We start from the raw sequence: 13,040 nt of genomic DNA, 5'->3' as shown, positions 1-13,040 counted from the left end.
GCAGGGTCTAGCGCTGCGGCTCATCGCATCGGAACGGAGCGGAACGAATGACGCAGCGCCATGGCCCGCGTGCCGGAAGCCGATCGCGGCTGGCGATTCCCGTGGTGCTGGCCGTGGCGATGGGCGCCGGCGGCGCCACCGCGCAGCGCGCCAACATCGCGCCGGAGGGCGGGCGGGCGCTGCCGTCGCTGCTGCTGCAGGTCCAGGGCTGGGGCATTCCCGGCGGGATCGCGGTGCCGCTCGACCTTGCGGAGGCCTCGGCCGCCCCGGCGCTGTCGGTCGGCGCCGTCGTGAAGCTCGACCTCGCGCGGGGCCAATCCGCCTTCTTCCGCCTGCCCGAGGGTGCCGACCTGGAGGCGCTGACCCGCAGCCTGGCGCGCGGCACGGACACGGTGATGGCGCTGCTGGACCGCCAGGGCCGGCTGCTGAGCGAGGACGACGACGGCGGCGAGGAAAGCCTCGCCTCCCGCATCGACGTCGCCGCCGACCAGGGCGGGCCGCTGTTCCTGCGCGTGGGCGTGCTGGAACAGGCCGGCGGACAGTTCGAACTGGTGCTGCGCGCCGCACCCTCCGCCGATCCCACCGGCGCGCCGCGCAGCCTGACCGAGGCCGCGACCCAGCATCCGCTGGCCATCGGACAGGCGGTCACCATCCGCCTGCGCGGCCGCGACGAGGCCTATTTCCGCCTGCCCGCGGGCGGCCAGGACCTGGTGGTGCTGACGCGCAACCTGTCGGCCGGCACCGACACCACCCTGGCGCTGCTCGACGCCAATGGCCGCGACCTGTCCGAGGATGATGACGGCGGCGACGAACAGCTTTCGTCGCGCATCGAGGTGCCGGGCGGCCAGCGCCGGCCGCTTTATGTCCGTGCGCGCGTGCTGGGCACCGCCGGCGCATTCGAACTGGTCGTGATGCCGGACACCTCGCCGCCCGCGCCGCCCTTCCCGGCCAGTCTGCGCGAGGCGACCGCCGCCCCGGCCCTGGTGGTCGGCCAGGCCATGCCGTTGCGACTGCGCCGCGGGCAATCCGCCGTCTATCGCCTGCCGGAGGGCGACATCGCGGTGATCACGCGCGCGCTGCGCCGCGGCGCCGATACCGTGCTCGCGCTGCTCGATGCCGACGGCAACGTGATGTCCGAGGATGACGACGGCGGCGGCGGCCTTGCCTCGCGCCTCGAAGTGGCGGGGACGGAGCCGCGGCCGTTGTTCGTGCGCGCCGGGATGCTCGGCGATGCCGGCGGCGAGTTCGAATTGCTGGTCGAGGCCGATCTGCAGGGGCCGGCGGATTTCCCGACTTCTCTGTCGGCCGCGGCGGCCGGGCGTGCGATCGATACGGGCGCACCGGTGGCGATCCGCCTGCGCCGCGGCCAATCCGCCTTCTTCCGGCTGCCGCCGGGCGCGCTCACGGTCTACACGCAGGCGCTGCGGGACGGCACCGACACGATCCTCGAGATCCTCGACGAATCGGGCCGCGTGCTGGCCGAGGATGATGACGGCGGTTCGGGCCTCGCCTCCCGTCTGGTCGTCGATGCGGCACGCAAGGGCGATGTCTTTGTCCGCGCCGGCGTGCTCGGCGCGGGGCCGGGCGTCTTCGAACTTGTGGTCGCGCCCGCCGGGCGACGCTAGGGGCGATGCCGGCACCGTGGGAGCATCGGACCGGGTTGCGATGCTTGCGCGAACCCGGCGGCGATGCAGCGCGCGCGAAGGATTGTCGCTCTGCGCCTCAGCGCCGGCGCCGCGCGGCAGGGGTGCGAGCCTGAGCGGGTGCTATGCCCCGCCGGGCACCTGCGTGGTCCGGCGCAGCCGGCCGGTGTCGAAGCCCTCGCGCCGCGCGATCGCCACGGCCGCGTCGAAATCCGCCGGCGTCATCTGCGGAGTGCGCGACAGGAACCACAGGTAGTCGCGCCCCGGCGCGCCCACCACCGCCCAGCGGTAGTCGGGGTCGAGCCCGATCACCCAGTAATCCCCGTAGAACGGCCAGAAGAAGCTCACGCGCAGCCGGTCATTGCCGGGCGCGGCGCTGCGCGCGACGCCTTCCGCGACACGCTCGGCGCTGCCCTCAAGGGCGTTGCGGCAGCGATTCACCACCGTGATGTCGCCATCGGCGCGCGCCGTGTAGGTCGCCGTCACCTGCTCGCAGCGCACCCGCGCGCTGTCCTGGAAGGATGTCGGAAAGCGCGCCACCTCGAACCAGGTGCCGGCATACCGCGCCAGGTCCACCGTGCCGACCGTGCGCGGCGTGCCCGGCCCGGGCTCGGTGGCGCAGGCGGCGGTCAGCAGGGTCAGGGCGATCAGCGCGCGGCGCATGTCAGTCTCCAGGAATGGTGCCGGGCGGCAGGGACAGCACATGGTCCAGCACGCCGCCCGCGGTGCTGATCCAGACAACGTCGCGCCGCGCCGAAAGATGCGCCAGCGCGCGCCGCAGGTGGCGCAGCCGATGCGGCTGTCCCACCAGATAGGGATGCAGCGCGATTCCCATCACCTGCGGCATCCCGTCGCGGACCTGCCGCAGCCGTTCCTCGAAGTCATCCACGATCATGTCGGCGAATTGCGCGGCGCCATCCTTGCGCGCGACGATCGACGGGATGTCGTTGACCTCCTGCGGGTACGGGATGGCGAGCAGCCGCCCGGCCCGCGTGCGCATCCAGATCGGCGCGTCGTCGGCGCACCAGTTGAGCGTATAGGCATAGCCAGCCTCGGCCAGCAGGTCGGGCGTGGCGCGGCTCTCGGCGATCCAGGGGGACAGCCAGCCGCGCGGCGGCGCGCCCTCGTGCCGCGCGATGGCTGCCGTGCTCTCGGCGATCAGCGCGCCTTCCTCGGCTTCCGACAGCACCGACTGCCGTTCGGAATTGCTGCGGCCATGCCCGGCGATCTCGTCCCCGCGCGCACGATGCGCGGCGACCAGTGACGGCGCGTAGTCGTACATCGCGCTGTTCAGCAGCACCGTCGCGGGCAGGGCCAGTTCATCGAGCAGCCCGAGCAGCCGCCAGGCGCCGACGCGATTGCCATAGTCCCGCCAGGCGAAGTTCAGCACGTCCGGCTGGGGGCCGCCGGGGGCCAGTTCCGCGCCCAACCCCTCGCCGAAGGCGAAGTGTTCCAGGTTGACCCCCAGATAAACCGCCAGCCGCGCGGCGCCCGGCCAGGCATAGGCGCGGCGCATCGGCCACGGATGGTAGTCATAGCGCCCATGGGTCGGCAGCATCGCGCCCCTCCTGTCACCCTCCCTGATGGGGCCGGACCGTCACACCGGCAAGACAGCCCCGTGGCGGGTCGTGCAGCAATCGCTTAGTCTGGGTGCATGGCTTCCTCTCCAGCGGGCGCGGAGGCCGGCGCCGCGGCGCTCCTGGCACGGGAGGCGCGGTCCGAACGCGCCCGGCTCATCCCCTCGATCCTGCTGGGCCTGGGCATCGCCGCCTGCGGCATCGCCCAGGCGCTGCTGATCGCGCGGCTGCTCGCGACGCTGCTGGGGCGCGCCGATGCCGGGCTCGGCGACCTCGCCGCCGCTGCCGCCCTGGCCCTGCTGATGGCGGGCTTGGCGATGGCGCAGGAGCGCGCGCAGATCGCGGTAGGCGAGGATGCCAAGGCCCGGCTGCGCGCCGCCGCCTTCGCCCGGCTGCTGGCCGCCGGCCCGCGGGACGAACGCGCCGTCGGCGAAAAATCCGCCCTGGTGGTCGAACGGATCGAGGCGCTGGAGGGCTATTTCGCCCGCTGGCTGCCCGCTGCCGCGCTGGCGGTGGTCGCGCCGCTGATGGTCGCCGGTGCCGCGGCGCTGGCCGACCCGACCAGCGGCCTGATCCTGCTCGGCGCGGGGCTGCTGGTGCCGGTCGCGCAGGCGGTCAGCGGCATCGGCGCCGGAGTGGCCAGCCGGCGCCAATTCGCCGCGCTGCAGCGGCTGTCGGGGCGCTTCCTCGACCGCATGCGTGGCTTGCCGGTGCTGGTGCTGCTGAACCAGCAGCAGGCCGAGGCATCGCGCCTCGGCGCCGCGGCCGAGGAACTGCGCGCGCGGACGATGCGCGTGCTGCGGCTCGCCTTCATCGCGACCGGGGCGATGGAACTGATCGTCGGCGTCGCGCTGGCGTCGCTCGCCTATCACCACGGGCATCTGGTGGCTGGCACCCATCCGGCGCCGGTCAGCGCGCTGTTCGCCCTGCTGCTGGTGCCGGTGTTCTTCGCGCCGCTGCGTGCCTTCGCCGGCGCCTATCACGAACAGCTCGCGGCGCGCGGCGCGGCGGCGGACCTGGCGCCGCTGCTCGCCGCACCCGAGCCCGAGGGCCTGCTGCTCGAGGAAGTGCCGCCCAAGGTCACGGTCACCTTCCACGACGTGCGCCTGTCCTACGATCCATCGCGTCCGCCGGCGCTGGATGGCGTGTCGTTCCGCGTGCTACCCAACGAGACGCTGCTGCTGACCGGCGAATCGGGATCCGGCAAGACCAGCATCCTGCGCATCCTGATGGGCTTCCGCCGCCCCGATGCCGGGCGCGTCGCGATCAATGGCCACGACATCACGCTGCTGCGCCCGGGCGAACTGCGCCGCCTGTGTTCGTATGTCGGCCAGCGCGCGCACATCTTCCGCGGCACGATCCGCGAGAACATCCGTTTCGCGCGCCCCGAGGCCGACGACGCCGCCATCGAGGCCGCCGCCCGCGCGGCGCAGGTGCTGGAATTCGCCGCCGACCTGCCGCAGGGGCTCGATACGCTGGTCGGCGAGGGCGGCTTCGGCCTGTCCGGCGGCCAGGCGCAACGCGTGGCCGTGGCGCGCGCCTTCCTGCGCGACACGCCGCTGGTGCTGCTCGACGAACCCACCACGCATCTCGACCCGGGGACCGAGGCCGTGGTGCTCGATGCGCTTCGGCGCCTGTGCGTCGGGCGCACCGCGATCGTGGCCACCCACGCGCGCGCTGCCCGGGGCTATTTCGGCAAGGTCCTGCAGATGGCCGGCGGGCGCGAGGCGAATGACCGCATGGCGGGGAACTGATGGGGCGCGACCTGATCCGCGTGCTGGGCCTGTGGGGCGCACGCCGCTGGTGGCTGCTGGCGGGCGCGCTGGCCGCGGTGCTGTCGACCCTTGCGGGCATCGCGCTGCTGGTGCTGGCCGGGCGCGTGGTGGCCGGCGCGGTGGCACAGGGACAGGCGGGGGCGACGGCGCTGGCCGGGCTCGGCCTCGCGGCGTTGCTCTGGCTGCGCCCGGTGATGCTGTTCCGCCCGGTCGCCCGCTACCTCGAACGGCTGGTGACGCACGAGGCCACCTTCCGCGCGCTGGCCGACATGCGGGTATGGTTCTTCACCCGGCTCGCCGAGCGGCTGCCGGCGGGCATCGGGCTGCGCCAGGCGGGTGACCTGCTCGGCCGGCTGGTCGCCGATGTCGAATCCCTTGATGGGCTGTACCTGCGCGTGCTGGTGCCGGCGGCGTCGTCCCTGGCGGTCGTGGTGGCGCTGGCGATGGTGGTGGGGGCGGCCGATCCGGGGCTGGCCGCGCTGCTCGCGCTGCCGCTGGCCGCCGCACTGATGCTGCCCCTGCTGCTGGCCCCGGTCGCCGCCCGCGCGGGCGAGGCCGCCGCGGTCGCGCAGGGCCGGCTGCGCAATGCCGTGGTCGATCCGCTGACCGGCATCGAGGACACGCTCGCCGCCAATGCCGAGGGGCGCGCCGCTGCGCGGGTCGCCGCCGAGGGCGCCGCGCTTGCCGCCGCGCAGCGTGACCTGGCGCGGCGCGCGGCCTGGGGCGGTGCGGCCGGTTCGCTGCTGATGCAGGCGGCGCTGCTGGGGGCGCTGGGCTGGTCGCTCGCCGCCGGGCAGGCCGGGCTCGCCGCCGGCCTGATGGGCGTGTTCCTGGCGATCGCGGCCGCCGAGGCGCTCGGCCTCATGCCCCGCGCCGGCGCGGCCATGGCCGCTGCGGGCGCCGGTGCGCGGCGGCTGTTCGAAGCCGCCGATACGCCCGAACCGGTGCCCGACCCGGTGGCGCCGGCGACACCGCCGACCGGCCACGCGCTGCGGGTGACCGGCCTGCGATTCCGGTGGGCGGCGGACCGCCCGCTGGTCTTCGACGGGCTCGACCTCGACCTGCCGGAGGGCGCGCGGATCGCCTTGCTCGGACCCTCCGGCACGGGGAAGTCGACCCTGGCCGCGCTGCTGCTGAAATTCGCCGCGCCCGAGGCCGGGCGCATCACGCTGGGCGGTGTCGACATCGCCATGCTGCCGGCAGCCGAGCTGCGCCGCCGCGTCACCTGGCTGACGCAGGATGCGCGGCTGTTCGACGACAGCATCGCGGCGAACCTGCGCCTCGCGGCGCCGGCGGCGGCGGACGCTGCGCTATGGGCCGCGCTCGACCGCGCGCAGGTCGGCGATGTGGTGCGGGCGCTGCCCGACCGGCTCGATACCCTGTGCGGGGAAGGCGGGCTGCGCTTCTCCGGCGGCCAGGCGCGCCGGATCGCGCTGGCGCGGACGCTGCTCTCGCCGGCCTCCGTGGTGATCCTGGACGAACCGGCGGCAGGCCTCGATGCCGATACCGAACGGGCCTTCCTGCAGACATTGGATGAGGCGATGGGCGGACGCAGCGTGATCCTGATCCAGCACCAGCTTCTGGGGGTCGAGCACCCGACGCGGATCCTGCGCCTGGCTGCGGGGCGCGCGATTCCCGCCGCCGGGTGACGCGGCGTAACCTTGCCGAGCGGTCCGGCGAACCCGATCTGCGCGACAGCGAAAGGTGGCGAAGCATGGCATCCAGCGTGATGGCGGCGTGGCGATGACAGTGGCCATGCCGATGGCGGCGCGGCGGCTCGACCCAGGCAAGTTCCGCGACCCGCTGGTGACGGCCAAGGGCGAACGCCGCGCCGTGGTCGGCCTGTCCGCGCTGCGCACGCTGTGGATCAACACCGGGACGCTCTGCAACATCACCTGCCGGAACTGCTACATCGAGAGCAGCCCGAAGAACGACGCGCTATCCTACATCAGCGCCGCCGAGGTCCGCGCCTACCTGGACGAGGCCGCCGCCATCGGCGCGCCGATGACGGAGGTCGGCTTCACCGGCGGGGAGCCGTTCCTCAACCGCGACCTGCCGGCCATGCTGCGCGACGTGCTGGACCGCGGCCTGTCCGCGCTGGTGCTGACCAATGCGATGAAGCCGATGATGAACCACGCGACGGCGCTGCTGGCGTTGCGCGAGGCCTTCGGCGACCGCCTGACGCTGCGCGTGTCGATCGACCACCACCTGGCCGCGCTGCACGACCTGGAGCGCGGCGAGGGCACCTTCGCGCGCACGATCGACGGCCTCGCCTGGCTGGCGCGGCACGGCTTCCGGGTGCATGTCGCGGGCCGCGCCGGCTTCTGCGACGGCGACGAGGCGACGATGCGCGAGGGCTACGCCGCCCTGTTCGCCGCCTGCGGCGCGGCGATCGATGCCGCCGATCCGGTGGCGTTGATGCTGTTTCCCGAGATGGACGCGGCCGTCGATGTCCCGGAGATCACCGAGGCCTGCTGGGGCATCCTGCGCAAATCCCCCGACAGCATGATGTGCGCCTCGGCCCGGATGGTGGTGAAGCGGCGTGGGGCGGACCGCCCGGCGGTGGTGGCCTGCACGCTGCTGCCCCATGACCCGGCCTTCGAACTCGGCGCCACATTGGCCGAGGCGTCGCGCCCCGTCGCGCTCAACCATCCCCATTGCGCGAAGTTCTGCGTGCTGGGCGGCGCGGCGTGCTCGCGCTGAAGGCTGCGCGGGACGGTTGACGCCACCCCGCCCTTCGCGCGACCAAGGGGCCCCTGCGAACCCCGGAGTCGTCCCGATGCGCCGCCGCCATTTCCTCGCCGCCGCCGCCCCTGCCGTGCTGGCCGCGGCCTGCGCGCCGCAAGCCGCGATGCAGACCATCTCGGTCTTCTTCACCGCGGACAGCGCGACGCTGGACGCCGAGGCCCAGGCGGTGGTGCGCGCCGCGGCCGACCGCGCCAAGTCCACGACCGGCCCGATCGTGGTGGTGGGCTTCGCCGGCCCCGCGGGCGGCGCCGCCTATAATCGTGCGCTGTCCGAGCAGCGCGCCCAGCACGTGGCCGACCTGCTGATCAGCAGCGGCCTGCCGCGCGAGCGCGTGCGCGTCGTGGCGCGCGGGCCGGTGCCCTTCGAATCCGTCGCCACCGAAAGCCGCCGCGTCGAGATCCGCGCCGGCGGCTGATGCGCGCGTTGGAGGATCCCTCCGCGGTCCTCCGCCGGGTCTTCGGCCATGAGGGCTTCCGCGGCCGGCAGGAGGAGATCATCCGCCATGCCGCCGATGGCGGGTCTGGCCTTGTCCTCATGCCGACCGGCGGCGGGAAAAGCCTGTGCTTCCAGGTGCCGGCGCTGTGCCGCGCGGGTGTCGGCGTCGTCGTCTCGCCGCTGATCGCGCTCATGGAGGACCAGGTCGCGGCGCTGCGCCAGCAAGGCGTCGCCGCGGCCGCGCTGCATTCCGACCTGCCGCCCGATGAGGCGCGCGGGGTGCTGCGCGACCTGCATGGCGGCCGGTTGAAGCTGCTCTATGTCTCGCCCGAGCGGCTCACGCTGGACGGCACGCTGCAGCGGCTGGAGGAGATGCCCGTCGCGCTGTTCGCGGTGGACGAGGCGCATTGCGTCAGCCAGTGGGGCCATCACTTCCGCCCCGAGTATCGTGGCCTGGGCGTGCTGGGGCAGCGCTTCCCGGGCGTGCCGCGCCTGGCGCTGACCGCCACGGCGGACCCGCGCACGGTCGACGATATCCGGCTGCAGCTGGACCTGGCCGAGGCGCCGGTGTTCCGCGCTTCCTTCGACCGGCCGAACATCTTCATCACCGCCGCGCCGCGCGAGAGCGAGCGCGGCCAGTTGCGCGGATTGATCGCGCGGGCGGGCGGCTGCGGCATCGTCTATTGCGGCAGCCGCGCGCGCACCGAGAGCACCGCCGAATGGCTGCGCGGCGACGGGCATGATGCGCTGGCCTTCCACGCCGGCATGGATGCGAGTGCCAAGCGCGACGCGCATCGCCGCTTCGCGCGCGGCGACAACGTGATCATGGCGGCGACGATCGCCTTCGGCATGGGGATCGACCGGCCGGATGTGCGCTGGGTGGCGCATCTCGATCTGCCGCGCAGTCCCGAGAGCTGGTACCAGGAGATCGGCCGCGCCGGGCGCGATGGCCTGCCCGCCATGGCGCTGCTGATGTACGGCGCCGGGGACATGGCCCTGGCGCGCCATCGCATCGCCGAGAGCCCGGCCAGCGAGGAACAGAAGCGCGTCGAGCGGTCGCGGCTCGATGCCATGATCGCCATGGCCGAAGCCTCGACCTGCCGCCGCGCGCTGCTGCTGCGCTGCTTCGGGGAGGAGCCGGAAAAGCCTGAATGCGGTGCCTGCGACGTGTGCCGGACACCGCCGCGGCTGGTCGATGGCACGGTGTCGGCGCAGAAGATGCTCTCGGCCGTGGTGCGCACGGGGCAGCGGTTCGGCGTCGGGCACGTGGTTGACGTGCTGCGCGGGCGGCTCACCGACAAGGTCGCGCAATTCGCGCATGACCGGCTGCCGACGTTTGGCATCGGCAAGGATGTGTCGGACAGCGCCTGGCGCGGGATCGCGCGGCAGCTGGTCGCGCGCGGCGTGCTGGATGTGGCGGTCGAGAACCACGGCGAACTGGTCGCGACCGAGGCCGCGCGGGCCGTGCTGCGTGGGCAGGAAGCGGTGATGCTGCGGGAGGAGGCGGCGCAGCCCGCGTCGCGCCGCGCAGCGCGCGAGGAATCGTCGCAGGCGGCCTCCGGCGATCCATTGTTCGAGGCACTGCGCGCCTGGCGCCGGGGCGTGGCGCAGGCGCAGGGCGTGCCGGCCTATGTGGTGGCGGATGACCGGACACTGGGGGGCATCGCGGCGCGACGGCCGGCGGGCGTCGATGACCTGCTTGATGTGCCGGGGATGGGGCGGTCGCGCGTCGAGCGGTACGGCACGGAGATCCTGCGGATCGTGGCCGAGAACGGCGCGGGATAAGACCGAGGTGCGGTCGCGTCGACGGACGCGATGCTGCAACCCCACGGCGCGCCGGTGGGCGGCGCAGGCGGACGAAAGAACGCTGGACGCGCGCGGTCGTTCTTGCTATGTTCTTATATCAGCGCGGCAGTTGTCGCAGGCTCGCGCACCGGATGACGGGCACGTTAGACCGCTAAAATCGTAAAGTGGCTCCGCCGACGCCGGCCCATCGTTCCGGCGCCTTGGGGCTGCGCCGCGCGGCGCAGCCCTGGGGCACGCGTCAGGCCTCGGCCTTGTGCGGCACGCCCTTCTCGGCGAGCAGGCTGCCGAGTTCACCGGCCTGGAACATCTCCATCACGATGTCGCAGCCGCCGACGAACTCGCCCTTCACATAGAGCTGCGGAATCGTCGGCCAATTGGAGAACTCCTTGATCCCCTCGCGGATCTCCATGTCTTCGAGCACGTTCGCGCTGCCGAAGGGCACGCCCATGTGGGAGAGGATCTGCACCACGCGGGCGGAGAAGCCGCATTGCGGGAAGGACGGCGTGCCCTTCATGAAAAGCATCACGGGGTTGCCGTCGATCGCGGCCTGGATGCGGTCGTGGGTCGGGTTGCTCATCGCGCGGTGTCCTGTTCCGGGGCGGAGGTTTGCAGGGCCAGCGCATGCAGCACGCCGCCCATGCGGCCCTGCAGCGCGGCGTAGACGATCTGGTGCTGCTTCACGCGGGAAATGCCGCGGAAGGCGGAGGAGACGACCTTGGCGGCGTAGTGGTCGCCATCGCCGGCCAGGTCCTCGATGGTGACCTCGGCATCGGGGAGCGCGGATTTGATCAGCGCCTCGATCTCTGCCGGTTGCATCGCCATCAGGCGGACCTCCCTTCCATCAGCGCGGGCAGGGTGGCTTCGTGGGCCTGCCGCAGCGACGCTACCGATATGGACCGGGCGGCGGCCAGAACCAAGTCCCCGCCGCCGGACTGGCCGAGCCGCGTGGCCGGTACGCCCGCCGCGGCCGCGGTGGCGATGAACGCGGCGGCGTCCGGCACGGCCACCACGTAGCGGCCCTGGTCCTCCCCGAACCAGAAGGCGTGGGCGGGAATGCCGTCCGGAGCGGGCGCCAGGGTCGCGCCCGTGCCGGTTTCCATCGCCATCTCCGCGATCGTGACCAGCAGCCCGCCATCGGCGCAGTCGTGGCAGGCGAGCACGGTGCCGGCGAGAATCTGCGCCCGGATGAAGTCCCCGTTGCGGCGTTCGGCCATCAGGTCCACGGGCGGGGGGGCGCCGTCCTCGCGGCCGGTGACCTCGCGCAGCCAGAGCGACTGGCCGAGCCAGCCGGCTGTCGTCCCCACCAGCACCAAGTCGGCGTTGGCCGGCATGCCGAGGCCGATGGCGTGGCGCGCATCCTCCAGCACGCCCACGCCGCCGATGGCGGGGGTGGGGAGGATGGGGCGGCCCTCGGTCTCGTTGTAGAGGGAGACATTGCCGCTGATCACCGGGAAGTCGAGTGCTAAGCAGGCCGCCGCCATGCCGCGCACCGCGCCGGCGAACTGGCCCATGATTCGGGGCTTCTCCGGGTTGCCGAAGTTCATGTTGTCGGTGATGGCGAGCGGCAGGGCGCCGGTGGCGGTGATGTTGCGCCAGGCCTCAGCGACCGCCTGCTTGCCGCCCTCCACAGGGTCCGCCACCACGTAGCGGGGGGTGCAGTCGGTGGTCATGGCCAGGGCGCGGGCGTGGTCCTCGATGCGCACGATGGCGGCGTCGGCGGCACCGGGTCGCTTCACCGTCTGGCCATTCACCAGGCTGTCGTACTGGTCCCAGATCCAGCGGCGGGAGCAGAGGTCGGGGCAGGACACCAGGCGCATCAGCGCGGCTTCGATGCCGATCGGGTCGGGGATGGTGGTGGCGTCCAGCACGGGCTGGGGCGGGGTGTCCTCGGTCGGGCGGCGGTAGAGGGGGGATTCGGATTCCAGGGGGGCGAGGGGGATGTCGGCTTCCACTTCGCCCTTGTGGCGGATGACGATGCGGCCGGTGTCGGTGAGGTGGCCGATCACCGCGAAGTCCAGCTCCCACTTGGTGAAGATGGCCTCTGCCTGCGCCTCGCGGCCGGGCTTGAGGACCATGAGCATGCGCTCCTGGCTCTCGCTGAGCATCATCTCGTAGGCGGTCATGCCTTCTTCGCGCTGGGGGACGCTATCGAGTGTGAGGTCCACGCCCATGCCTCCCTTGCCCGCCATCTCGACGCCCGAGCTGGTGAGGCCCGCCGCACCCATGTCCTGGATGGCGACGATGGCGTCGGTGGCCATGAGTTCGAGGCAGGCCTCGATGAGGAGCTTCTCCGCGAAGGGGTCGCCGATCTGGACGGTGGGGCGTTTTTCCTCGCTGTCCGCGCTGAATTCCGCGCTGGACATGGTGGCGCCGTGGATGCCGTCGCGGCCGGTCTTGGAGCCGACATAGACCACAGGGTTCCCGATGCCCGTGGCGGCGGCGGTGAAGATGCGGTCGGCCTGCGCGATGCCGACCGTCATGGCATTGACCAGCGGGTTGCCGTTGTAGGCGGGGTGGAAGTTGACCTCGCCGCCCACGGTGGGCACGCCCACGCAATTGCCGTAGCCGCCGATGCCGCGGACCACGCCGTCGATCACCTGCTTCATGCGCGGCGCGTCGGGGCTGCCGAAGCGGAGCGCGTTGAGGTTGGCGATGGGGCGGGCACCCATGGTGAAGACATCGCGCAGGATGCCGCCCACACCGGTGGCGGCGCCGTTGTAGGGCTCGATCCAGCTCGGGTGGTTGTGGGATTCCATCTTGAAGACGGCGGCCAGGCCATCGCCGATGGCGATGACGCCGGCATTCTCCCCGGGGCCCTGGATGACCCAGGGGGCCTCGGTGGGGAGTTCCTTCAGCCAGATGCGGCTGGATTTGTAGGAGCAGTGTTCCGACCACATCACGGAGAACACGCCGAGTTCGGTGAGCGAAGGGGTGCGGCCGAGGATGGCCAGCGCGCGGTCGTATTCCTCCGGCTTCAGGCCGAATTCGGCGGCGAGCTGGGCGGCGCGGGCGGGGTCGAGCGGCGTGGGCGTGGCGGCGGTCATGCCTGCCTTGTG

Annotated in this window: 11 protein-coding genes; 6 read left to right on the top strand and 5 right to left on the bottom strand. The window is 72.8% G+C overall.

What is annotated here, in order from left to right; translation table 11 throughout:
- Positions 1-47: 47 nt before the first annotated feature.
- On the top strand, positions 48-1,625 hold the full coding sequence (locus LQ222_RS05725) for a hypothetical protein (protein WP_230165069.1): 1,578 nt from the start codon (positions 48-50) through the stop codon (positions 1,623-1,625).
- A 141-nt stretch (positions 1,626-1,766) separates the two neighbouring features.
- On the opposite strand, the gene LQ222_RS05720 is transcribed toward LQ222_RS05725, so the two are convergent.
- Both LQ222_RS05720 and LQ222_RS05715 read right to left on the bottom strand, forming a co-directional pair.
- Positions 1,767-2,306, bottom strand: coding sequence for a lipocalin family protein (locus LQ222_RS05720; protein WP_230165068.1), 540 nt, complete (start codon positions 2,304-2,306; stop codon positions 1,767-1,769).
- Position 2,307: 1 nt separating this feature from the next.
- A complete protein-coding gene (locus LQ222_RS05715; protein ID WP_230165066.1) occupies positions 2,308-3,201 on the bottom strand; it encodes a polysaccharide deacetylase family protein in 894 nt (297 codons plus the stop codon).
- 96 nt (positions 3,202-3,297) lie between these two features.
- Between LQ222_RS05715 and cydD the strand changes: the two genes are divergently transcribed.
- The 5 genes from cydD to recQ all read left to right on the top strand — a co-directional run bounded on the left by cydD (position 3,298) and on the right by recQ (position 9,963).
- The gene (gene cydD, locus LQ222_RS05710) at positions 3,298-4,974 is read left to right on the top strand and encodes a thiol reductant ABC exporter subunit CydD (protein ID WP_230165064.1); all 1,677 of its coding nucleotides are present in this window, start codon (positions 3,298-3,300) and stop codon (positions 4,972-4,974) included.
- The gene (gene cydC, locus LQ222_RS05705) at positions 4,974-6,644 is read left to right on the top strand and encodes a thiol reductant ABC exporter subunit CydC (protein WP_230165063.1); all 1,671 of its coding nucleotides are present in this window, start codon (positions 4,974-4,976) and stop codon (positions 6,642-6,644) included. Before cydD ends, cydC begins: the two co-directional genes overlap by 1 nt.
- Before the next feature lie 55 nt (positions 6,645-6,699).
- On the top strand, positions 6,700-7,698 hold the full coding sequence (locus LQ222_RS05700) for a radical SAM protein (RefSeq protein ID WP_230165061.1): 999 nt from the start codon (positions 6,700-6,702) through the stop codon (positions 7,696-7,698).
- Positions 7,699-7,774: 76 nt separating this feature from the next.
- Entirely contained in the window at positions 7,775-8,158 is a 384-nt protein-coding gene (locus tag LQ222_RS05695) for an OmpA family protein (protein ID WP_230165060.1), read from the top strand.
- Positions 8,158-9,963, top strand: coding sequence for a DNA helicase RecQ (gene recQ, locus LQ222_RS05690; RefSeq protein ID WP_230165059.1), 1,806 nt, complete (start codon positions 8,158-8,160; stop codon positions 9,961-9,963). The genes LQ222_RS05695 and recQ overlap by 1 nt, the downstream gene beginning before the upstream one ends.
- Before the next feature lie 259 nt (positions 9,964-10,222).
- Here recQ and grxD read toward each other — a convergent pair whose 3' ends face one another.
- From grxD to purL, 3 genes are read right to left on the bottom strand one after another with little or no spacing between them, the layout of a single operon-like run.
- Positions 10,223-10,561 (bottom strand): Grx4 family monothiol glutaredoxin, encoded by a 339-nt coding sequence (gene grxD / locus LQ222_RS05685; protein ID WP_230165058.1) that lies wholly within the window; start codon positions 10,559-10,561, stop codon positions 10,223-10,225.
- Positions 10,558-10,806 carry a BolA family protein gene (locus tag LQ222_RS05680; RefSeq protein WP_230165057.1) on the bottom strand — a complete coding sequence of 83 codons (249 nt, stop codon included), beginning with the start codon at positions 10,804-10,806 and terminating at the stop codon, positions 10,558-10,560. Before LQ222_RS05680 ends, grxD begins: the two co-directional genes overlap by 4 nt.
- Complete coding sequence (gene purL / locus LQ222_RS05675; RefSeq protein WP_230165056.1) at positions 10,806-13,028, bottom strand: phosphoribosylformylglycinamidine synthase subunit PurL; 2,223 nt, start codon at positions 13,026-13,028, stop codon at positions 10,806-10,808. Before purL ends, LQ222_RS05680 begins: the two co-directional genes overlap by 1 nt.
- Positions 13,029-13,040 lie beyond the last annotated feature (12 nt).

The organism is Roseomonas sp. CECT 9278, assembly GCF_918698155.1.
GTDB lineage: Bacteria > Pseudomonadota > Alphaproteobacteria > Acetobacterales > Acetobacteraceae > Neoroseomonas.
Note: the sequence above shows the minus strand (reverse complement) of the source record. Positions and strands in the feature narration are given on the sequence as shown.